Raw genomic sequence first — 19,397 nt, forward strand, 5'->3', positions numbered from 1 at the left:
CTCAAGTTACTTGTTTTAATGCCGACAACAGTTATCATTAAAGTCAGAGTGTCTCCATCTTGCGAACAGCGTTATATACTGCGATTTTCCCATGCCTCGATGGCACGGAAGGTTCCCAGACAAATATGGAGGAGTATCGGTGAAGAATCATGTTTGGCGTCCCCTCTACGTGGTGCTGGCGGTAGTGGCCCTGGTGCTGTTGGCCAGGAAGGTCCTGGTCCCGGCCGACTTCGGCGTCGGGCCGCGCGGGTACATGTACGGCTGGCACCGCCCCAGCAATGAGCAGCAGTGGAAAGAGGTCAAGGTGAAGTACAGGACCGCGAGCTTCTGCATGGAGTGCCACCGGGACAAGTACGACGAGATGAAGGAGTCCCCGCACCGCAACATCAACTGCGAGAACTGCCACGGCGCGGCCCTGAACCACCCGGACGATCCCCGCTACCTCACCATCGACCGCAGCCGCGAGCTCTGCGCCCGCTGCCACACCCGCCTCCCCTACCCCACCAGCAGCCGCGGTGTCATGAAAGGGGTCGATCCGAAGACGCACCACGTGGGCCTTGACTGCGTCACCTGCCATTGGCCGCACGACCCGAGGAAGGAGGGGCACCAGAGATGATCGACAGAAGAACTTTTTGCAAGAACACGCTGCTCATCGCCGGGGGCCTCGCACTCCCTCTCTCGGCGCTGGAACTCTTCGACCCGAAGCGGCTTTTGGCCGAGAAGGATCAGAAAGGGGCGCGCTGGGTCTTCCTGGTGGACACCCGCAAGTGCGTAGGCTGCGGCTTCTGCGTCAAGGGGTGCAAGGTGGAGAACGAGGTTCCCTACGACGCCAACGTGACCCGAACCTGGGTGGAGCGCTACCTGGTCACCAGTGACGGCAAGACCCACATCGACTCCCCCAAGGGGGCGCGCGACGGGTTCCCAAGGAAGGAGATCGAGATCGGGCACGGGAAGTTGGAGGAGATCCGCGACGAGGATATCGAGAAGGCCTTCTTCGTCCCCAAGCTCTGCAACCAGTGCGACAATCCCCCCTGCGTCCAGGTCTGCCCGGTGGGGGCGACCTACCAGACCGAGGACGGGGTGGTGCTGGTGGACCGTAGCTGGTGCATCGGCTGCGGCTACTGCATCATGGGTTGCCCGTACGGGGTCCGCTTCTTCCATCCGGTGCACCACGTGGCGGACAAGTGCAACTTCTGCTACCACCGGATCAGCAAGGGGATGCAGACCGCCTGCGTGGATAGCTGCGCCTTCGGGGCCAGGCGCATCGGGAACCTCAGGGACCCCGAGGACCCGGTCACCAAGGTGATCATGACCGAGCGGGTCAACGTGCTCAAAGAGGAGTACGGCACCAAGCCGCAGGTCTTCTACCTGGGGCTTTCCAAGGAGGTGAAGTAGCCATGATGGTGCACGGAGAAGCCTGGACCCTCAAAGAATTCTTCACCTACCCCAACGAGTACATCTACTGGACCATCCAGATCGTGATGTACCCCTTCATGACCGGCCTCGTGGCCGGCGCCTTCGTGCTCTCCTCGCTGTACCACGTCTTCGGCGTGAAACAGCTGAAGGGGATCGCGCGCTTTTCGCTGGTCTTTTCCTTCGCGCTGCTGCCGGTCGCCATGCTACCGCTCATGCTGCACCTGCAGCAGCCGCTAAGGGGGATCGAGGTGATGCTGACGCCGCATTTCACCTCCGCCATCGCCGCCTTCGGCATCGTCTTCACCACCTACGGCATGATCGTCGCCTCGGAGCTCTGGTTCGTCTACCGCAAGCACTTCGTCGAAACAGCGCTGGCCCTGAAGGCCAAAGAGCGGCGCGGTCCCGGCGAGCAGTTCGCCTGTCTCCTTTTCTCCGCGCTCACCATGGGGGCCTACGACGTGAGCCATGAGGCGCTGGAGGCGGACGAGCGGGCGGTGAAAAAGCTTGCCGCCGCCGGGATTCCCGTCGCCTGCTTCCTGCACGGCTACGCCGGATTCATCTTCGGCTCGGTGAAGGCGAACGCCCTTTGGATGACGCCGCTCATGCCGGTCATCTTCATCTGCTCCGCGGTAGTTTCAGGGATAGCGCTTTGCATCCTGACCTACATCGTCACCATGGAGATCAGGAAGGCGCTGGCGGCCAGGCGCCCCGAGCTCCCCTCCAAGGAGGAACTGAAGAGTGCCGAAAGCCAGGTGGTGGTGATGACCTCGCGCTACCTGCTCATGTTCATGGTTGCGGCCATCACGCTGGAGCTGCTCGACTTGGTCTTTCGGGGGTACACGGCGGTGAAATCGTGGGACATCCTGAGAAGCGTCATCTACGAGCGGGATTTCGTGAACATCTTCGTGGTGCAGTACGGATTGGGGAACCTGGTTCCCCTGGTGCTGTTCCTGGTCCCGGGGCTCACCATCCGGCGCGCCATCCTGGGGACGGCGCTGGTGCTGCTCGGGGTTTTCATGATGCGCTGGAACGTCGTCATCGGCGGCCAGGCCTTTTCCTCGTCCTTCTCCGGCTTCATGCACTACACCCTGCCCATCTGGCCCGACAGCTTGGAAACCTTCAAGGAAGGGCTCGGCGGCGCGCTCTTGGTGGCCGTGATCCCGTTCTGTCTGTTCTGGATCCTGAACAAGGTGATGCCCGTCTTCAAGGAGACGCACTGATCGCCCTTTTGCCGCCCGGCTCTTTCCCTCAGTCTTAGCGGCTGGTCAGCGCGAGGAGGACCACCAGGGTGATGAAGGTGTAGAAGATGTAGATGTTCAGCTTGCCGTGCTGCAGCCTGCGGACCGGAAGCGCCTTTTCGAACAGGTATTCCAGGAAGGGGAGATAGATCCGCTCCAGCACGGTCTCAGGGACGTGGCTGGCAAACCGGGCCCGCTCGGGGAAGAGCCCCGTCACCTCCTCCCGGTGCAGCTCGGGGCGCAGCACGATCTTGAACCAGCTCACCAGGGTCGCGCCGAAGGAGCTCGCGGTATATTGCATGGAGCTCGTGGGCCTCAGGTAGCCGCAGCCCCAGGTGGGGCCGGAGCCGACCGGGAGCCTCGCGGCGCGCCGCTGCAGCAGATACGCCGCCAGCAGCGCGGCCAGGATAAGCCCTGCGGCCAGCGCCGAGACCCAGGTAAACGGGACCAGGTTCTCGATCCATTCCCCCGACAGCGAGGAGCGGTAGGCCGAGAGCGCGTTGTTGAGGGGGGTCGCGAAAAGTCCCGGCGCGACCCCGATCACGGTGCAGCAAAGAGCCAGCACCCCCATCGGCGCCAGCATCCCCCCGCTCGCCTCGTGTCCCCCCGCATGCTCTTCCGAGCGGGGCGCCCCCAGGAAAGCAATTCCAAAGACCTTGACGAAGCAAGCGACTGCCAGCCCCCCCACCAGCGCCAGCACGGGGGCGGTAAGCGCGGGGAACATCCCCGACAGCCCCCCCGTGGAACTGATGGCGGTAAAGGAGCCCAGGTAGATCATCAGCTCGCTCACGAAGCCGTTCAACGGGGGGAGCCCGCAGATGGCGACGACACCCGCCAGGAAGAAGAGTGCCGTGTACGGGAGGCGGCGCGCCACCCCGCCCATGAGGTCAATTTCCCTGGTGCCAGTGGCGTGGATGACCGAACCGGCGGAAAGAAAGAGCAGCGCCTTGAAAAGAGCGTGGTTCACCACGTGTAACAGCGCCCCCCCCACCCCCAGCGCCGTCAGCGCAGGGTTCCCCTGACTCTCGCCTATGAGCGCGATACCGATCCCCATCATGATGATGCCGATGTTCTCGATGCTGTGATAGGCCAGTAGCCTTTTGATGTCGTGCTGCGCTATGGCGAAGGCCACCCCGAGGACGCCGGAGACAAGCCCCAAAACCAGCACGGTCCCCCCCCACCAAAGAGGGGGATCGGAAAAGGCGGAAAAGACGCGCATCATGCCGTAGATGCCGGTCTTCAAGACGATGCCTGAGAGGATGGCGGAGATGTGGCTGGGGGCGTTCGCGTGCGCCGAAGGGAGCCAGATGTGCAGCGGCATGCAGCCGGCCTTCAGGCCGAAGCCCAGGATGGCGGTGAGAAAGATGGCGGCGGCGAGCCCTGTCTGCGCGGAAAGCGTGCCGGCCGCGGGGAAAAGCCATTCCCCGGTTTCCCCCTTGAGCAGCGAGAACATGGCGAAGAGCGCCAGCGCGCCCAGGTGCGCCGTGATGAGGTAGAGGGTCCCCGCCTCCCGCACCTGGGGCTTTTCATCCTCGGTGGTGAGGGCGAAGTAGGCCGCGAAGGCCATCACCTCCCAGGCGATCAGGAAGAGAATCGTGCTCTTCGCGATCAACAGCGTGGTGAGGGACGCCGCCAAAAGCCCCAGGAAAAAGGTGAGCTTGCCGCAGTTGCCGGCATGGAGAGCGGCGGGCCAGTAGGCTACGCCGTAGAGCGCCGCGCAGCCGGTCACGATGAACATCGGAAGCAGGAAGAATCCGGAAAGGGGGTCCACCCCTGCCTCGAAGGGGCCGAAGAGGAGGCCGGAAGCGATGGTGACTGTGGCGCAGGAAGGGGAAAGAAGAGCTATCAGGGCGCCGGAGAGGCCGGCCAGGGAAGCTGCGGCTAGAAGTGCTGCGGATAGGCGCTGCGCTTTTGCTGAGCCGCGCCGGAAAAGAAGGGGGAGGCCGGAGAGCGCCTGGCAAGCGGCGGCGAGCAACAACAGGTAGATACAGGTCGCAGGCTCGCCGGAAAAGATCATGATCAGCTCCTTTTGCCGCGCTCGAAGCGCCGGGCGGCTTCCAGAATGGCCGCGGGGTCGCAGGCGTGGTTCAAAGTCGCCCTGAATTCGGCATCGTGCAGGGCATAGGCTAACCGCGACAAAAGGTGCAGGTGCACCTTCACGGTAGGACTGGTCAGCATGAAGAGAATCCGGACCGGCTCACCGTCGAGGGCACCGAAATCCACGGCATGCTCCAGGAAACAGAGCGAGATGGCGGGAACCGGCTTGTCCTGCAAGAGGATCGGGTTGCGGACGTGCGGGATCGCGATCCCGTCCCCGATGGCGGTGGTACCCAAGGCCTCGCGCGCCAGAAGCACCTGGAGCAGAAACTCCGGGTCCATCCTGGGGGGGAGCTTCATCAGGCTAACCACGTTTCGCAGCACGGAAAGCTTTTCGTCCCCGGGAACCCCGCAGTGCACCCCGCCCGCCTCCAGGGCCTGGCTCAGTGTCGGCAACACGACATCCGCCTGCGCCGCCTCGAACAGTTCGGGCGGCACCTTGATGCTGTGGTCGGTCGCCCATTCCAGGAGATCGACGCGGTTGATTCGGTAGCTCCCCTGCACCATGGTGGCCGGCAGCTTTTCCTTCTTGATCCATTTGGCCACCACGCTCTCGTCCACCTTGAGCAGCGTGGCCACTTCCGACGCCTTCATCAACATCTGTCACTCCACGTGTAGGGACTGGGAAAAATTTATAACACCCTTAGCGGCAAGACACAAGGTCGTTAATGTAGAAAAAGCGCCTGTGTTACTGGCGGGTTGCCGGATCGCTCCTCTAATAAAAAAGGGACAGGCTACTTTTTTTCTAAAAAAGCAGCCTGTCCACTTCCATAAAAAAGCCCCCGGATCGCTCCGGGGGCTTTTTCGTCTTTTCTGCCAAGATGCTAGTGCTTCGCGTGCTGCTCGCCTCCGGGGACGTCCTCCCCGCCGGCTGCGTGGCAGTCGCTGCAGTTGGCCTTGAAGAGCTCGTCGCCAATGTCGACCGGGTGCACGAACTCCTTCACCTGCTTGCCGGCCGGGATGTTCTCCTGCTTCTGGCTCAGCACCGTATGGCACATGTTGCAGTCCTTGGAGATAACCTTGCCCGCCGCGGTCTTGTGCTTGCCGTCATGGCAGCGGAAGCAGCCAGGTGTGTAGAAATGCCCGATATGGTTCGGATAGGTATTCCAGGAGACCTTCATGTTCGGGAAGAAGTTCCTGTTGTAGATATCCTGCACCACGACGACCGCGTGGTCGATCTCCTTCTGCTTGCCCTTGGCGACCGCCGGGTAGTTCTTGGCGTAGTACTCCGGCAGTTCCTTCGCGATGGCGGCCTTGGCCTCTTCCTTCTTGGCGTAAGGCCTGGTCAGGATCTCGACGGCAACCTTCTTCAGGTACGGCAGGCTCCCGTCGATTCTTCTGGCCGCGAAAGCCTCGTCCATCTCGATGCCGGGGGCGCGGTAGATGTGGGCCGGGCGGTTGTGGCAATCGAGGCAGTCCATGACGCGTTTATGGGACTTGGCCACCTCTTCCTTGCTCAGAGGCTTCTCGCTGTCCATGTACTCGGTGATGCTGCCGTCCTTCTCCTTGACCGCGATGTACGGGATGTTCATGCGCTGCCTGTCGGTGGCGATGTAGCTGACCTCCTGGCCGATGTGCCAGTGGATCCCCTTGGCATGCTCGCTCTTGGGCGTGCCGCCGATGTTGATCAGCATGTTGATCTCGCGAGGGGAGTTCTCCTCGTTGGGCGCGTAGTGGTAGAACACCTTCTGGCGGCCGGCGTAGAACTTCTCAGGCCAGTGGCAGTGTTCGCAGGTGTCGCGAGCCGGGCGAAGGTTGTCGATCGGGGTTCCGATGGTCTCCGGGTAGGTCTTGAAGAGGACCGCATAGAGCTGCCTCATACCGGAGATCTTCGCCTTGACGTACCAGGCTGCACCGGGGCCTACGTGGCACTCCACGCATTTCACCTTGGCGTGCGGTGAGTTGCTCCAGGCGACGTGCTCCGGCTCCATGACCACGTGGCAAAGCTCGCCGCAGAAGGTGGTCGACTCGGTGAACTCGTACCCCTTGAGCGAGGCGACCGAGACGATGAGGACGAAGATGATGCTGGCGATGACGAAGAAGAGGAACATGTGCCGCTTGTGCGGCTCGTTGAAGTCAACCGTGGGAAAGGGGCTGATTTCCGCCTCGGGGTGCCTGCGTCTCTTCTCCCGCACCAGGTAGGCGCCCAGCGGAACCAGGATAAGGCCCACGATGAGCATCCCCGGGAAGAGGAAGTAGGTCATCAGTCCGAGGTAAGGTTTCTCCACGCCGGTGATCCCCTCGTACGAGAGGAAGCCGATGATGAGACCGGTCGCGGTGACGGCCAGTATCATGCCAACCAAGCTGATCAAGTTCCAGGCGTAGCCGGCATATTTCCTTATTGCCATGTTCTCTTCTCCTTGCCGTTTCTTATGGGTGACAGCCATTTAGCGAAAAAACGCCGCGATATGGCGTAACGATAATAGCCGAGCACCTTACACGCGGATATGATCTTTGTCAAAAAAAAGAAATTTAATATATAAAACAATTGTCTGCCAAAAAACCGCAGTGTTTACTGGAGAATGACCTATGTATACGAGAATAGTGCTGATTTACATAAACAACGTTATATTGTTTTAAAAACAACGGCGGCACGACGACGATTTCTGGCTGACAGGGTCGAGAGAGCCGCAAAATGACGCGGGAATCGCGCGCCCCCCTCGGAAGCCGGGCTACTCGTAGCCGAACTCCTTAAGCATCCGGCTGTTATCGCTCCACTCGCCGCTCACCCGCACAAAGAGCTCAAGGAACACCTTGGTGTCGAGCAGGCGCTCAATCTCCTGCCTGGACTGGGTGCCGATTCGTTTCAGCATGTCCCCTTTCTTGCCGATGATGATCCCCTTTTGCGAGTCCCGCTCCACGTTGATAGTGGCGGAGATGGCGACCACGCCGTTTTCGCGCTCCTTGAAGCTGTCCACCACCACGGCGGTGGAATAAGGTACCTCATCATGGGTGAGCCGGAAGATCTTCTCGCGCACGATTTCGGCGACGATGAAGCGCTCCGGGACGTCAGTGAGAATATCGTCCGGAAAATAGCAGGGCCCCTCCGGGAGCAGGCCGTGCACCAGTTGCACCAGCTGCTCCACTCCGTCCCCGGTACCGGCGGAAACAGGGATGATTTCCTTGAAGGGATAGGTGTCGCCGTAGCAGGACATCCGTTCCAAAAGCTCCCCCTTGGGGACGAGGTCGATCTTGTTCATGACCAGGATCACCGGGGCGTCGACCCCCGAGAGCACCTCCTTGATCATGCCCGCTTCCTTTTCCGGATCGACGGCGCCGTCCACGAGAAACAGGATCAGGTCCACTCCCTGCACCGAGGAGAGGGCCTCGTCGACCATGAACTTGTTGAGGCGGCTCTTGGCGCGATGGATGCCCGGGGTGTCGATGAAGACGATCTGCCCCCCCGGCACGTTGTGGATCCCCTTGATGCGGTTCCTGGTGGTCTGCGGTTTGTCCGAGGTGATCATCAGCTTTTCACCCAGGATCCGGTTTAACAGTGTGGATTTACCTACATTGGGACGCCCCACTATGGAGACGAACCCGGAACGAAACTTCTTTTCTGACATTTCCATGCCTCCTGGCTCTATGGCAACTGATCGAAGCGGTACAAGATACGGGAAAAGGTGCTGGAAGGAAAGCATCTTTGCACGGCAGGTATGGGTTTAGACACAAGGGGACAGTATACGAAGAAAAAAGGGGACAGGCTACTTTTTGATTTCAAAAAGTAGCCTGTCCCACTTTTCCTCTTTTGTGTCACAAACCCGCACTCATGGCCCCGCCGTCCCACTCCACCGAGACTGTGTGCGGCTCAAGTGCGGCGTCCTCCCGCACGGCGACGACCCGTGCATCGAAGAGACGCGAGACCCTGGAGAGGTTCTGCCGTTTCTGCCCCACCAGGTCGGAGGTCTTCCCCCGCGGCACTGTAAAGCTGACCCGGCTCCCGCGTGGGAGGGCGGACAAAAGACGGCTCATCTGGTCGAAACAGAGCTCGCTTTCCACCAACTGGCGAAAGGCCGGGTGGTAAGGCCCGGCCAGAACCACTCCCGGCGCCTCCAGTTCGGCGGTAGGCTGCAGTCCCATGCGTATTACCGGCACACCCGCCCGGGTCGCCGCTACCAGCATCTCCTTGCAGAGGTTGACGGCATCCTCTAAGGAGAGGGGGCTATAGCTTCCGGCTGTGTACATGCGGGAAAGCTCGGTCCCCGAGATGACCAGCGTGGGATAGATGCGCAAAAAGGAGGGGGAAAGCGCTAGCACGCGCGCAAGCGAATTGAGCGAGCGGGCGGGGGAGTCGCCGGGGAGCCCCGGCATGAGCTGGATGCCGACCTCGATGCCTGCTTCCTTAAGCGCTGCCACCGCGGATTCGACGTCGGCGGCGTCATGGCCGCGCCCGGAGAGCCTCAGTACCTCGGCGTCCATGGACTGCACCCCCAGCTCAACGGTGGCGACACCGAAGCTTTTCAAGAAGGAGGCGGTATCGGCATCGACCGAGTCGGGCCGGGTGGAGATCCGCAACGACTTCAGCGCGCCTTGAGCCAGAAGCGGCTGCAGCGGGGAGAGGAGTCGCTTTTGGTCGGCGCGAGGAAGGGCGGTGAAGGTCCCGCCGTAGAAGGCGGCCTCCAGATCCCTGCCGCGCGCCTTTTCCGCGTACTGCGCCACCCGCGCCAAGAGTTCGGCCGGCGCCGGGAGCCCACACGAGGCGCCCGCCACCTTTTCCTGATCGCAGAAGACGCAGCGGTGGGGACAGCCCAGGTGCGGAATGAAGAAGGGGACGACGCTCACCCCTCCCCCTTCAAAAGGAGAAAGGCGGCGCGGGCTGCATCCTGCTCCGCCTCCTTCTTGGTCCTCCCTACCCCCTCACCCATCAGCTCCTCGCCCAGGTAGACCTCGACGGTGAAGCGCTTGTCGTGGTCCGGGCCGGTGACCTGTTTCAACTGGTAACGGGGGAGTTCCCCCTTTAATAGTCTCGCTTTTTCCTGCAGCTCGGTCTTCGCGTCGCGCCCGGAAAGGAGGTCGCGGCTGGACAATAGCGGCGCGAAAAGCGCCTCGACCACCCGGCGCGCCGGGTCCAGGCCGCCGTCGAGATAGAGCGCGGCCAAAAGCGCCTCGAAGGCATCGGCCAGAAGCGAGCGCTTCTGCCTCCCTCCCCCCTTCTCTTCGCCGCGCCCAAGACGCAGCGCCTGCCCGAGGTCGAGCTCCGAAGCGATCTTCCCCAGGCTCGCCTCGTCCACCAGCGCAGCCCTGATCCGGGTCAATTCACCTTCGCGGCTGTCGGGGAAACGCACCAGGAGCATGTCGGAGAGCAAAAAGTCGAGCACGGCGTCGCCGAAGAACTCAAGACGCTGGTTGTCCCTCCCCCCCGCCTCGTTGACGTAGGTGCGATGGGTCAGCGCCTCAACCAAAAGGCCGCGATCGCTGAACCGATAGCCTAGGCGCCCCTCGATCCCCTCCAGGGGGTCATGCAGCATGTCGCTCATAATGAAAACCTGCTCTCCTGAGTTTAATGTGCGTAACTATAAGGCAAAGGGTTAAAGCAGGCAATAGCCATCTCCGGCGCACCCCGCGCCCCGTTGCTGCCGAGGGCCGCACCAAGGCACTAGCCACGCGGGTTTGCGGCCATTTAAGTCTTGCATATTCATCCCCCCTCCCATATAATTCAGTGATTTTATAAGGATCATGAGAGAAGAGCTATGGGCTTTTTCATTACATTTGAAGGTATAGAGGGGTGCGGCAAGACCACCCAGCTGAGGCTTTTGAAGGAGCGTCTGGAAGCTGCGGCCGAGAAGGTGACCGTGACCAGGGAGCCTGGAGGGTGCCCGGTCGCCGACCAGATGCGCGCCATCCTGCTGGATGCGAAAAACAGCGCCATCACCCCTTTGGCGGAACTCCTTTTGTACGCGGCGGCCCGGGCGCAGCACGTGCAGGAAGTCATAGTCCCCGCGCTTGAGCGTGGCGAGACGGTCCTTTGCGACCGCTTCACCGACGCGACCGTCGCCTACCAGGGGCACGGCAGGGGTCTCGACCTCACCGTCATCGAAGAACTCAACACCCTTGCCACCGGCAGGGTGCAGCCGGCGCTCACCGTGCTCATCGACTGCCCGGTGGAAGTGGGACTTTCCCGCGCCCTGGCCCGGATCGAGGCGACCAGCGGGGCGAAGGAAGAACGTTTCGAGCGCGAATCCCTGCTCTTCCACCAAAAGGTACGCAACGGCTACCTGACGCTGGCGGCCGCCTTCCCGGAACGCTTCGTGGTTGTCGACGGCTCGGGAGACGTGCAGCAGACCGGGCTCCTCGTCGAAGAGGCCCTTCGCCAGAGGATGCAGAGCCTTGGAAAGGCCGGACTCGCAGCAGTCAAGGCAGGGTGCTAGATGCCTTTTTCCGAGGTACTCGGCCAGGACCTGGCCGTATCCGTGCTCAGACGCTCCATCGCCATGAACCGCGTTTCCCACACCTACCTCTTCTCCGGAATCGAGGGTTGCGGGAAGAAAAAGACGGCACTCGCCTTCGTGCAGGCTGTCTTCTGCGGCCGCGACGAGGCCTGCGGCGTCTGCTCCTCCTGCCGCAAGATCGCCTCGGGGCAGCACCCGGACCTGCACATCCTGGAGCCAGACGGCGCGTTCATCAAGATCGACCAGGTGCGGGAGCTGCAAAAGGAGCTATCCTACCGCCCCTTCGAGGCTCCCAAGAAGGCGTGCATCATCGACGGGGCCGACAAGTTCAACCTCGCCTCCGGCAACGCGCTCCTGAAGACGCTGGAGGAACCGCCTGGGAACGCCCTGATGATCCTGATCGCCACGGAACGCTCGACGGTGCTGCAGACCATACTGTCGCGCTGCCAGGCGCTCACCTTTCAGCCGCTTCCGGCCGCGCTCATCGAGGAGCGGCTGGTGAGGGAGCAGTTCCCGGCGGAGGCGGCGCGGGTAGCCGCCACCCTTTGCGGGGGGAGTCTCAGAAGGGGAATCGAGATCGCCACCGACGGCGTGCTCGAAGGAAGGGTGAGGTTCCTGGAGCGGGTGCTCGCCCTGGAGCTTAAAGACATCGCCAAGCTTTTCGCCGCGGCCGAGGAGTTCGCCGCCGACAAGGAGGGGCTCCCTGGGCTCTTGGAGCTGCTGCTCTCGTTTTTGAGGGACGTGCTGATCTACCGCTCAACCCCGGAGGCCTTGGCCAACGCTGACCTTACGCAACTGGTGGAGCGGGAGGCGTCCCGCTGCCGCGAGGGACGGGTGATGGAGCTGATCGAGCAGTTGGCGACCATGCGCCGGATGCTCGCCCGCAACGTGAACGCGCGGCTCGCCCTGGAAGTTTTTTTCATGAAGCTTGCGACGCGCTAGGTCCGCGAGAGCTTCAACTCCAGGGCGGGATTAAGATAGCAGTAGAAGCGCCTGACGCCGGCTTGGCCGGCGGGCGGTGCAGCACCCAGACACAGCAAACGACAGGACGTCAGACCACGGCCTGTTTCTCTTTTGGAGGATTTTTTGGCAAAGATCGCAAGGATACAATTCAACACCGCAGGCAAGCTCTACGACTTCACCCTCGGCAAGACCACGGTCAAGCCGGGCGACCGGGTCATCGTCGAGACCGAGCGCGGCAAGAGCATAGGGCAGGTCGTGGCCGGCCCCATCGAAGTGGACGACGCGCTGGTCCCGGAAGGAATCAAGCCGGTTCAACGCCTGGCGGAGGCCAGTGACCTGGCGACGCTGGCATCCAACACGGCAAAAGAGAAAGAGGCGCACAAGTTCTGCCTGACCCGGATCAAGGAGAGGGGCATGGACATGAAGCTGGTGCGGGTCGAGTACCTCTTCGACGGGAGCAAGGCGATCTTCTACTTCACGGCCGACGGCCGGGTCGATTTCCGCGAACTGGTCAAAGACCTGGCACATGCCTTCCACACCAGGATCGAGATGCGCCAGATAGGCGTCAGGGACGAGTCGAAGATGGTCGGCGGCATCGGGATCTGCGGGCGCGAACTCTGCTGCTCCTCCTACCTGCGCGAGTTCGAACCGGTCTCGGTGAAGATGGCCAAGGAGCAGAACCTGGCGCTCAACCCGAGCAAGATCTCCGGGCAGTGCGGCAGGCTCCTTTGCTGCCTCTCCTACGAGTTCGATACCTACTGCAGCCTGAGAAAGGGGCTCCCCAAGTGCGGCAAAAGGGTCCAGTGCGGCTGCGTCGACGGCGAAGTGGTGAAGGTGAACGTGCTGCAGCAGACTGTGACCGTGAGAAACGCAGACGACACGATGGTCACGCTGAACGGCGACGAGATCAGCCCCGAGAACGTGAGCGACCGCGTCAAGAAACCGCAGGGCAAGGGAGAGCAGCAGGGCGACAAGGGCAAAGGCCCGCAGGGCGCCGGCAAGCAGCGCCGCAACAGGCCCCAGGACGTTAAGGAAAGAAAAAAGGAGAAACCACAATGAAGCCCGCGTACTACGTCACCACCCCCATCTACTACGTAAACGACGTCCCGCACATAGGCCACGCCTACACCACGCTTGCTGCGGACGTACTGGCGCGCTACAAGCGGCTCAAGGGCTTCGACGTCTTCTTCCTGACCGGCACCGACGAGCACGGGCAGAAGGTGGAGAAGGCTGCCATCGCCGCCGGCGAGACCCCGCTGGAACTGGCCGACCGCGTCATGAAGCGTTTCCAGTCGCTTTGGGAGAAGCTGGAGATCTCCAACACCGACTTCATCAGGACCACCCAGGAGCGCCACAAGAAAGGCGTTTCGGTGCTCTTCGAGAGGGTGATGGAGAAAGGGGACATCTACCTCGGGGAGTACGAGGACTGGTACTGCACCCCGTGCGAGACCTTCTGGACCGAGACGCAGTTGATCGACTACAAGTGCCCTGACTGCAACAGGCCTACCGAGAAGCTGAAGGAGGAATCATACTTCTTCAGGATGAGCAAGTACCAGGACCAGCTTCTGGCCCACATAGAGGCGAACCCGGACTTCATCCAGCCCAAGAGCCGCAGAAACGAGATCATCTCCTTCGTCAAGGAAGGGCTTCGCGACCTCTCCGTCTCCCGCACCACCTTCCAGTGGGGGATCCCGGTCCCCGGCAACGACAAGCACGTGGTCTACGTCTGGTTCGATGCGCTGACGAACTACATCACCGCGCTCGGCTACCCCGACGAGCAAGGGAACTTCGGCAAGTACTGGCCCTGCGACGTGCACCTGATCGGCAAGGACATCCTGCGCTTCCACACCGTCTACTGGCCCACCTTCCTGATGGCGGCCGGGCTCCCAATCCCCAAGAAGGTGTTCGCCCACGGTTGGTGGACCGTCGAGGGGCAGAAGATGAGCAAGAGCCTGCAGAACGTGGTGGAGCCCAACATGCTGGTCGACAAGTACGGGGTGGACGCGGTGCGCTACTTCCTGCTTCGCGAAGTCCCCTTCGGCCTGGACGGCGACTTCTCGCACCAGGCGCTGGTGCACAGGATCAACTCCGATCTCGCCAACGACCTCGGTAACCTCCTGAACCGTTCCACCGCGATGCTGGGGAAATACTTCGGAGGCGTTTTGCAGGCCCCCGGCGAAGAGACCGAGCTGGACGCGGCCTACCGCGAGAAAACCGTGGCCATGATCGGCCAGGTGGACGGATTCATCGAGGACCTAGCCTTCAGCCGCGCGCTGCAGGCGATCTGGGAGGTCATCTCCGCCGGCAACAAGTACATCGACGAGACCGCCCCCTGGACCCTCGCCAAGGACCCGGAAAAAAGGGAGCGTCTGGCGACCGTCATGTACTACATGCTGGAGTCGCAAAGGGTGGTCTACTCGCTCCTCTGCGCCTTCATGCCCAAGACCTCCGAGAAGGGTCTTTGCTGCCTGGGTTGGGCGCAGGCGCCCGACGCCGGCGATCTCGCCTGGGGTGGGCTCAAGCCCGGCACCCCCATCGCCAAGGCCGAGGCGCTCTTCCCGAGGATCGAGGAAAAAGCGGAGTAAGACCTAAAGCAATTGACAATTGACAATTGACAATTGACAATTGACAATTGACAATCACAAAAACAAAGGCGCTTGACTCAGTTATCTGTCAAGCGCCTCTTTTTTTGCCAACTAGTTTATGCCGTCAAAACGTTGATCAGTCAACGTCCCGGTTTTCGTTGTCAATTGTCAATTGTCAATTGGTTCTGCGCGTCAATTGGTTCTGCGCGTCAATTGGTTATTATAGGTCTCAGCTCGCCCGGCGCGAACAGGAAGAAGACCCGCAGGATGCAGTACTTGTAGAATTCGGAGAAGAGCAGCTTGAAGCTCCCCTTGTGGTTCCACCACTCCTCCTTAAGATTGCTGGAATCTACCGGATGGGGATAGATGGCGATGTCCTTGGGGAACGCGTTCCGGAACAGGATGGTGGAGCGCTTCATGTGGTAGCGCGAGGTGATCAGCTTGATGGAGCTCACCTTGTGCTTCATGATCATGTCCCGGGCATAGATGGCGTTCTCCAAGGTGTTCCTCGACGTCTTCTCCAGATAGACGTTCTCAGCGCCTGCCCCCTGGTAAAGCTCGTGCTTTTTCACCAGAGGATCGACCCCGATGAGAAAGAGGAGCTTTCCCTGGCCGGCCCGGTACAGCTTCACACCCTCCTCGACCCGCCCCCGGCCGCCGGTCAAGACCACGATGGCGTCGGCGTGCACGTCGCGCTGAGACAGTGAAAAGGTCTTATAGACGAAGTCCACGAACAAAACACTCAGGACGATCAGTATCAACACCATGAGCGAAAACAGTCCCTTCAATAAAGCCATGATTTAGCACCCGAAAAAAAGCATCGTTCGCCACTTTTTGCTTGCATCGAAAGTGCGACTCTGCTATTAATTACGACTTCAGTAACCACCGGAGGGTAGAAAGAAATGTCCAGAATATGCGAGATTTGCGGTAAAGGCCCTAGCTTCGGGAATAATGTCAGCCACGCTAACAACAAAACCAGCAAAATCTGGCGCCCGAACCTGCAGAAGATCAAGGCCGTTAAAAACGGTACCGTCAGGAGCATCAAGGTCTGCACCCGCTGCATCCGCTCCGGTCACGTCACCAAGGCCCTCTAGTAGATCTTCCGCAAAGCAATTAAAGCCGCGGCGCAGCATGCGTCCGCGGCTTTATTTTTGCCCGCAGAATACATCTAGCCGCAGAGGGCGGTCACCTCGATCTCGACCAGCGCGCCGCGCGGCAGCCCCTTCACCTCGACGGTGACCCGTGCCGGAGCCTCGGCCTCGAAGAAACGGCCGTAGATCCCGTTGACGGTGGCGAAGTCGGCCATGTCAGCGAGGTAGATCACGGTCTTCACCACGTCCCCAAAGCCTACGCCTGCCGCCTGCAATAGCGCGCCGATGTTCTTCATCACCTGCTCGGTCTCGGCGACGACGCCCCCCTTGACTATCTCCCCCGACACCGGGTCGAGCGCGATGGCGCCGGAAAGAAAGAGAAACCCTCCCGCCTTCACCCCCTGGGAATACGGGCCGATCGCCTTGGGCGCCTGGTCCGTTACGATGATCTCCTTTTTCATGCTTTCCCCCTTGCTACCTTGAATGTTGTTCCTAGCTTCTCAGCCTTTCCACCTTGATGACACCCTTCACCTTCATGATGGCGGCGAACACCTTCTTCAGGTGGTCGAGGTCGGTTACGTCCACCTCGAAGAGGTTCTCGCCCCGCTTGTCGAGGGTGCTCTGGATGGAGGCGCTGGAGATGTTGGCCTCGCAGTTGGTAATGGCGGTGGCTATGTTCGCCAGGATCCCCTTTTCGTCGTTGCAGACGACGCGGATCTTGACCGGAAGCGCGCTCTTTCTCCCCTTATTCCAGGCCACCTCGATGCGGCGCTCGGGCTCCAGCGCCATGGCGAAGGGGCAGTCCGCAGTGTGGATGGTGACCCCTCGCCCGCGGGTGATGAAGCCGGTGATCTCGTCGCCGGGAAGAGGGTTGCAGCACTTGCCGAAGCGCACCAGCACGTCCTCGACGCCGCTGATCTCGATCGCCGAGGAGGATTTCCCCTTCAGCTTCTCGATCACCTTACCGATGCGCGTTTCCTTCTGCTCCTTCGCGGCATCGAGCTTGTCGGCAGGGATCAGCTTGGAAAGGATCTGGTTCACGGAGAGCTTGCCGTAGCCCACCGACGCCATCAGGTCGTCCTCTGCCACGAAGCCGAACTCCTGGGCCACCTTCTTCAACTCGCCGGTCTTTTGCAGCTTCCCGAAGTTGAGCGAGAAGCGGCGGAACTCCTTCTCGCAGATCTCGCGACCCAGCGTGATGCTCCGCATCCGCTCCTCGGTCTTCACCCAGGCCCTGATCTTGTTGCGCGCGCGCGAGCTCTTGACTATCTTCAGCCAGTCCTTGGAGGGGGTGTGGTGCGGCGAGGTGATCACCTCGACGATGTCGCCCGTCTTCAGCTCGTACTTGAGCGGGACCAGCTTGCCGTTCACCTTGGCGCCGACGCAGCGGTGCCCCACGTCGGTGTGGACCGAATAGGCGAAGTCGATGGGGGTCGACCCCTTGGGGAACCCCTTCACGTCCCCTTTCGGGGTGAAGATGAAGACGTCCTCGGGGAAGAGCTCGACCTTGACGGTGTCCATGAACTCCTTGGAGTCGTCGAGTTCCTGCTGCCATTCGAGGAGCTGCCTGATCCAGGTGAAGCGTTTGACGTCCTTGTCGTCGTACCCCTTCCCTTCCTTGTACTTCCAGTGCGCCGCGATCCCCGACTCCGCCACGCGGTGCATCTCCACGGTGCGGATCTGCACCTCCATGCGTTCGCCGTAGGGGCCGATGACCGTCGTGTGCAGCGACTGGTACATGTTCCCCTTGGGCATGGCGATGTAGTCCTTGAAGCGTCCCGGGATCGGCTTCCAGGTGGAATGGATGATCCCCAGCACCTCGTAGCACTCGCGGATGTCCTCCACCGAGACGCGGATGGCGATCAGGTCGTAGATCTCGTCGATGTCGACGTTGCGGCTTTGCATCTTGCGGTAGATGGAGTAGAGGTGCTTGGAGCGCCCGGAGACGTCCCCCTTGATGCCGTGCTCCTCCAACTGTTTCTTGATGATCTCCTTCACCGTCGCGACGTAGGACTCTCGCTCCTGCTTCTTCTTCGCCACCTTGCCGGCCAAGTCGTAGTAGAGCTGGGGCTCCAGGTAGCGGAAGGAAAGGTCCTCCAGCTCCCCCTTGACCCAGGAGATCCCGAGCCGGTTGGCGATGGGGGCGTAGATGTCGAGGGTTTCCTTGGCGATGGTGCGCTGCTTGGGCTCGGGCTGGTACTGCAGGGTGCGCATGTTGTGCAGACGGTCGGCGAGCTTCACCAGGATGACCCTGATGTCGGTAGCCATGGCGAGGAGCATCTTGCGGAAGTTCTCCGCCTGGCTCTCCTCCTTGGTCTTGAAGTGGATCTTGCCGATCTTGGTGACGCCGTCGACGAGCCTCGCCACCTCGGCGCCGAAAAGCGACTCCAGCTCCTCGTGCGTGGTCAGGGTGTCCTCGACCGTGTCGTGCAAGAGCCCGGTGACCACCGCCGGGAGGTCCAGGCGCAGGTCCGCCAGTATCCCGGCCACCTCCATGGGGTGGATCAGGTACGGCTCTCCCGAGAGCCGGGTCTGCCCCTGGTGCACCTTGGCACAGAAGACGTAGGCCTTGCGGAGCAGGTCGAGGTCGCAACCGGGATTGTAGGAGGCGACCTTTTCAAGTATGTCGTTGAGTCTTATCATCGCGCCTGTCTTTGCTGAAAAAGAAGGGGCTAGCGGCAGCAGGGCCCGATTCCCCTTTAGCCGTTAGCCCCCAGCTCGTGAAAAAAAGGGAGACCGCGCAGCGAGTCCCCCTTCCTGTCTTTTAACGACCTTTCTTGCCTATTTCACAGCCGATTTTGCCGGCGGCGATCTCCCTCAGGGAGACGACCACGTTCTTGTTGGCGCCCCTGTTGTCGATGAGCGGCCTTGCCCCTTTGAAAAGCTGCTTCACCCTCTTGGAGGCGAGCATGACGAGAAGGAAGCGGTTGTCCACCTTCTCGAGACAATCTTCTACGGTTACCCTTGCCATAATTTGAATCCCCTTTGTGGTTTAACTGTTAGATCTCGAAGGTCGCGGAAAGACCCTGGATGAGTCGGGTGGTTCTGCAGCGCTCGGCTATAAGCACGCTCTTCAGCTGCTCGACGGCCTCGCGGAACCGGTCGTTGACGATGATGTAGTCGTACCAGCGCGCTTCCTTGATCTCGCCGGCCGCGTTGTTGATGCGGCGCTCGATCACCTCCGGGGAGTCGGAGGAGCGGTGGTCGAGGCGGCGGCGCAGCTCCTCGATGTTCGGGGGGAGCACGAAGATGTAGACGCCCCCTTCGAAGCGTCCCTTGAGCTGCCGCGCACCCTGGCAGTCGATATCAAGGATCAGGTCGATCCCGTCGGTGCGGGATTCCTTCAAGGTGGCAAGCGAGGTGCCGTACAGGTTGCCGTGAACCTCGGCCCACTCCGCGAACTCGCCCGCCTCGACCATGCGGTTGAATTCTTCCTTGCCCACAAAAAAATAATCACGCCCGTGCACCTCTCCGGTACGGGGAGGGCGCGTCGTGTGGCTGACAGAATGCCGTAGGTTCGGGAAAATGTCAATTATTTCCTTGCAGAGCGAGGTCTTGCCCGCCCCCGAGGGTGCCGATATCACATACAGTACGCCTTCTCGTTTCATGGTTCTCCAT

The 19,397-nt window shown here is 61.2% G+C and carries 19 protein-coding genes; 8 read left to right on the forward strand and 11 right to left on the reverse strand.

The window, feature by feature from the left end; all coding sequences use genetic code 11:
• Nucleotides 1-139 precede the first annotated feature (139 nt).
• The 3 genes from K419_RS0105485 to nrfD are packed head-to-tail and all read left to right on the forward strand — an operon-like array spanning nt 140 to nt 2,636.
• Nucleotides 140-616, forward strand: a complete 477-nt coding sequence (locus K419_RS0105485) for a multiheme c-type cytochrome (protein WP_026840701.1) — start codon at nt 140-142, stop codon at nt 614-616.
• The gene (locus K419_RS0105490; RefSeq protein WP_084154120.1) at nt 613-1,395 is read left to right on the forward strand and encodes a 4Fe-4S dicluster domain-containing protein; all 783 of its coding nucleotides are present in this window, start codon (nt 613-615) and stop codon (nt 1,393-1,395) included. The genes K419_RS0105485 and K419_RS0105490 overlap by 4 nt, the downstream gene beginning before the upstream one ends.
• A 5-nt stretch (nt 1,396-1,400) precedes the next feature.
• The gene (gene nrfD / locus K419_RS0105495) at nt 1,401-2,636 is read left to right on the forward strand and encodes an NrfD/PsrC family molybdoenzyme membrane anchor subunit (RefSeq protein WP_026840703.1); all 1,236 of its coding nucleotides are present in this window, start codon (nt 1,401-1,403) and stop codon (nt 2,634-2,636) included.
• Nucleotides 2,637-2,670: 34 nt separating this feature from the next.
• Here nrfD and K419_RS0105500 read toward each other — a convergent pair whose 3' ends face one another.
• From K419_RS0105500 to rnc, 6 genes are all read right to left on the reverse strand, one after another.
• A complete protein-coding gene (locus K419_RS0105500; RefSeq protein ID WP_026840704.1) occupies nt 2,671-4,671 on the reverse strand; it encodes a proton-conducting transporter transmembrane domain-containing protein in 2,001 nt (666 codons plus the stop codon).
• Between the two features lie 2 nt (nt 4,672-4,673).
• Complete coding sequence (locus K419_RS0105505; RefSeq protein WP_012531630.1) at nt 4,674-5,351, reverse strand: PTS sugar transporter subunit IIA; 678 nt, start codon at nt 5,349-5,351, stop codon at nt 4,674-4,676.
• A 224-nt stretch (nt 5,352-5,575) separates the two neighbouring features.
• Entirely contained in the window at nt 5,576-7,099 is a 1,524-nt protein-coding gene (locus K419_RS0105510) for a cytochrome c3 family protein (RefSeq protein WP_026840705.1), read from the reverse strand.
• 324 nt (nt 7,100-7,423) lie between these two features.
• A complete protein-coding gene (era, locus tag K419_RS0105515; protein WP_026840706.1) occupies nt 7,424-8,317 on the reverse strand; it encodes a GTPase Era in 894 nt (297 codons plus the stop codon).
• 187 nt (nt 8,318-8,504) lie between these two features.
• Nucleotides 8,505-9,533 (reverse strand): elongator complex protein 3, encoded by a 1,029-nt coding sequence (locus K419_RS0105520; RefSeq protein ID WP_026840707.1) that lies wholly within the window; start codon nt 9,531-9,533, stop codon nt 8,505-8,507.
• Nucleotides 9,530-10,228, reverse strand: a complete 699-nt coding sequence (gene rnc / locus K419_RS0105525) for a ribonuclease III (protein ID WP_026840708.1) — start codon at nt 10,226-10,228, stop codon at nt 9,530-9,532. The genes K419_RS0105520 and rnc overlap by 4 nt, the downstream gene beginning before the upstream one ends.
• A 213-nt stretch (nt 10,229-10,441) precedes the next feature.
• On the opposite strand from rnc, the gene tmk reads away from it, so the two are divergent.
• The 4 genes from tmk (at nt 10,442) to metG (ending at nt 14,688) form a co-directional block, all read left to right on the forward strand.
• On the forward strand, nt 10,442-11,119 hold the full coding sequence (gene tmk, locus K419_RS0105530) for a dTMP kinase (protein WP_026840709.1): 678 nt from the start codon (nt 10,442-10,444) through the stop codon (nt 11,117-11,119).
• The gene (gene holB, locus K419_RS0105535; RefSeq protein ID WP_026840710.1) at nt 11,120-12,082 is read left to right on the forward strand and encodes a DNA polymerase III subunit delta'; all 963 of its coding nucleotides are present in this window, start codon (nt 11,120-11,122) and stop codon (nt 12,080-12,082) included.
• Between the two features lie 144 nt (nt 12,083-12,226).
• On the forward strand, nt 12,227-13,162 hold the full coding sequence (locus K419_RS0105540) for a PSP1 domain-containing protein (protein WP_026840711.1): 936 nt from the start codon (nt 12,227-12,229) through the stop codon (nt 13,160-13,162).
• Entirely contained in the window at nt 13,159-14,688 is a 1,530-nt protein-coding gene (metG, locus tag K419_RS0105545) for a methionine--tRNA ligase (RefSeq protein WP_026840712.1), read from the forward strand. Before K419_RS0105540 ends, metG begins: the two co-directional genes overlap by 4 nt.
• Nucleotides 14,689-14,897: 209 nt before the next feature.
• On the opposite strand, the gene K419_RS0105550 is transcribed toward metG, so the two are convergent.
• Complete coding sequence (locus K419_RS0105550) at nt 14,898-15,485, reverse strand: YdcF family protein (RefSeq protein ID WP_026840713.1); 588 nt, start codon at nt 15,483-15,485, stop codon at nt 14,898-14,900.
• A 105-nt stretch (nt 15,486-15,590) separates the two neighbouring features.
• Between K419_RS0105550 and rpmB the strand changes: the two genes are divergently transcribed.
• The gene (gene rpmB, locus K419_RS0105555; protein WP_012531640.1) at nt 15,591-15,782 is read left to right on the forward strand and encodes a 50S ribosomal protein L28; all 192 of its coding nucleotides are present in this window, start codon (nt 15,591-15,593) and stop codon (nt 15,780-15,782) included.
• Between the two features lie 74 nt (nt 15,783-15,856).
• Here rpmB and K419_RS0105560 read toward each other — a convergent pair whose 3' ends face one another.
• The 4 genes from K419_RS0105560 to gmk all read right to left on the reverse strand — a co-directional run bounded on the left by K419_RS0105560 (nt 15,857) and on the right by gmk (nt 19,387).
• The gene (locus tag K419_RS0105560; protein WP_026840714.1) at nt 15,857-16,240 is read right to left on the reverse strand and encodes a RidA family protein; all 384 of its coding nucleotides are present in this window, start codon (nt 16,238-16,240) and stop codon (nt 15,857-15,859) included.
• Between the two features lie 31 nt (nt 16,241-16,271).
• Complete coding sequence (locus tag K419_RS0105565) at nt 16,272-18,422, reverse strand: RelA/SpoT family protein (RefSeq protein ID WP_026840715.1); 2,151 nt, start codon at nt 18,420-18,422, stop codon at nt 16,272-16,274.
• 121 nt (nt 18,423-18,543) lie between these two features.
• A complete protein-coding gene (gene rpoZ / locus K419_RS0105570) occupies nt 18,544-18,750 on the reverse strand; it encodes a DNA-directed RNA polymerase subunit omega (RefSeq protein ID WP_012531643.1) in 207 nt (68 codons plus the stop codon).
• A gap of 28 nt (nt 18,751-18,778) precedes the next feature.
• Nucleotides 18,779-19,387 carry a guanylate kinase gene (gene gmk, locus K419_RS0105575; protein WP_026840716.1) on the reverse strand — a complete coding sequence of 203 codons (609 nt, stop codon included), beginning with the start codon at nt 19,385-19,387 and terminating at the stop codon, nt 18,779-18,781.
• Nucleotides 19,388-19,397: the final 10 nt, after the last annotated feature.

The sequence above is a fragment of the Citrifermentans bremense R1 genome, from assembly GCF_000426865.1.
In the GTDB taxonomy this organism is placed as follows: domain Bacteria; phylum Desulfobacterota; class Desulfuromonadia; order Geobacterales; family Geobacteraceae; genus Geomonas; species Geomonas bremensis.

What these genes read in the sequence shown, in the direction of transcription:
- K419_RS0105490 (WP_084154120.1), top strand. Translation starts at nt 613, where the DNA reads ATGATCGACAGAAGAACTTTTTGCAAGAACACGCTGCTCATCGCCGGG.
- nrfD (WP_026840703.1), top strand. Translation starts at nt 1,401, where the DNA reads ATGGTGCACGGAGAAGCCTGGACCCTCAAAGAATTCTTCACCTACCCC.
- K419_RS0105500 (WP_026840704.1), bottom strand. Translation starts at nt 4,671, where the DNA reads ATGATCTTTTCCGGCGAGCCTGCGACCTGTATCTACCTGTTGTTGCTC.
- K419_RS0105505 (WP_012531630.1), bottom strand. Translation starts at nt 5,351, where the DNA reads ATGTTGATGAAGGCGTCGGAAGTGGCCACGCTGCTCAAGGTGGACGAG.
- K419_RS0105510 (WP_026840705.1), bottom strand. Translation starts at nt 7,099, where the DNA reads ATGGCAATAAGGAAATATGCCGGCTACGCCTGGAACTTGATCAGCTTG.
- era (WP_026840706.1), bottom strand. Translation starts at nt 8,317, where the DNA reads ATGTCAGAAAAGAAGTTTCGTTCCGGGTTCGTCTCCATAGTGGGGCGT.
- rnc (WP_026840708.1), bottom strand. Translation starts at nt 10,228, where the DNA reads ATGAGCGACATGCTGCATGACCCCCTGGAGGGGATCGAGGGGCGCCTA.
- tmk (WP_026840709.1), top strand. Translation starts at nt 10,442, where the DNA reads ATGGGCTTTTTCATTACATTTGAAGGTATAGAGGGGTGCGGCAAGACC.
- holB (WP_026840710.1), top strand. Translation starts at nt 11,120, where the DNA reads ATGCCTTTTTCCGAGGTACTCGGCCAGGACCTGGCCGTATCCGTGCTC.
- metG (WP_026840712.1), top strand. Translation starts at nt 13,159, where the DNA reads ATGAAGCCCGCGTACTACGTCACCACCCCCATCTACTACGTAAACGAC.
- K419_RS0105550 (WP_026840713.1), bottom strand. Translation starts at nt 15,485, where the DNA reads ATGGCTTTATTGAAGGGACTGTTTTCGCTCATGGTGTTGATACTGATC.
- rpmB (WP_012531640.1), top strand. Translation starts at nt 15,591, where the DNA reads ATGTCCAGAATATGCGAGATTTGCGGTAAAGGCCCTAGCTTCGGGAAT.
- K419_RS0105560 (WP_026840714.1), bottom strand. Translation starts at nt 16,240, where the DNA reads ATGAAAAAGGAGATCATCGTAACGGACCAGGCGCCCAAGGCGATCGGC.
- K419_RS0105565 (WP_026840715.1), bottom strand. Translation starts at nt 18,422, where the DNA reads ATGATAAGACTCAACGACATACTTGAAAAGGTCGCCTCCTACAATCCC.
- rpoZ (WP_012531643.1), bottom strand. Translation starts at nt 18,750, where the DNA reads ATGGCAAGGGTAACCGTAGAAGATTGTCTCGAGAAGGTGGACAACCGC.
- gmk (WP_026840716.1), bottom strand. Translation starts at nt 19,387, where the DNA reads ATGAAACGAGAAGGCGTACTGTATGTGATATCGGCACCCTCGGGGGCG.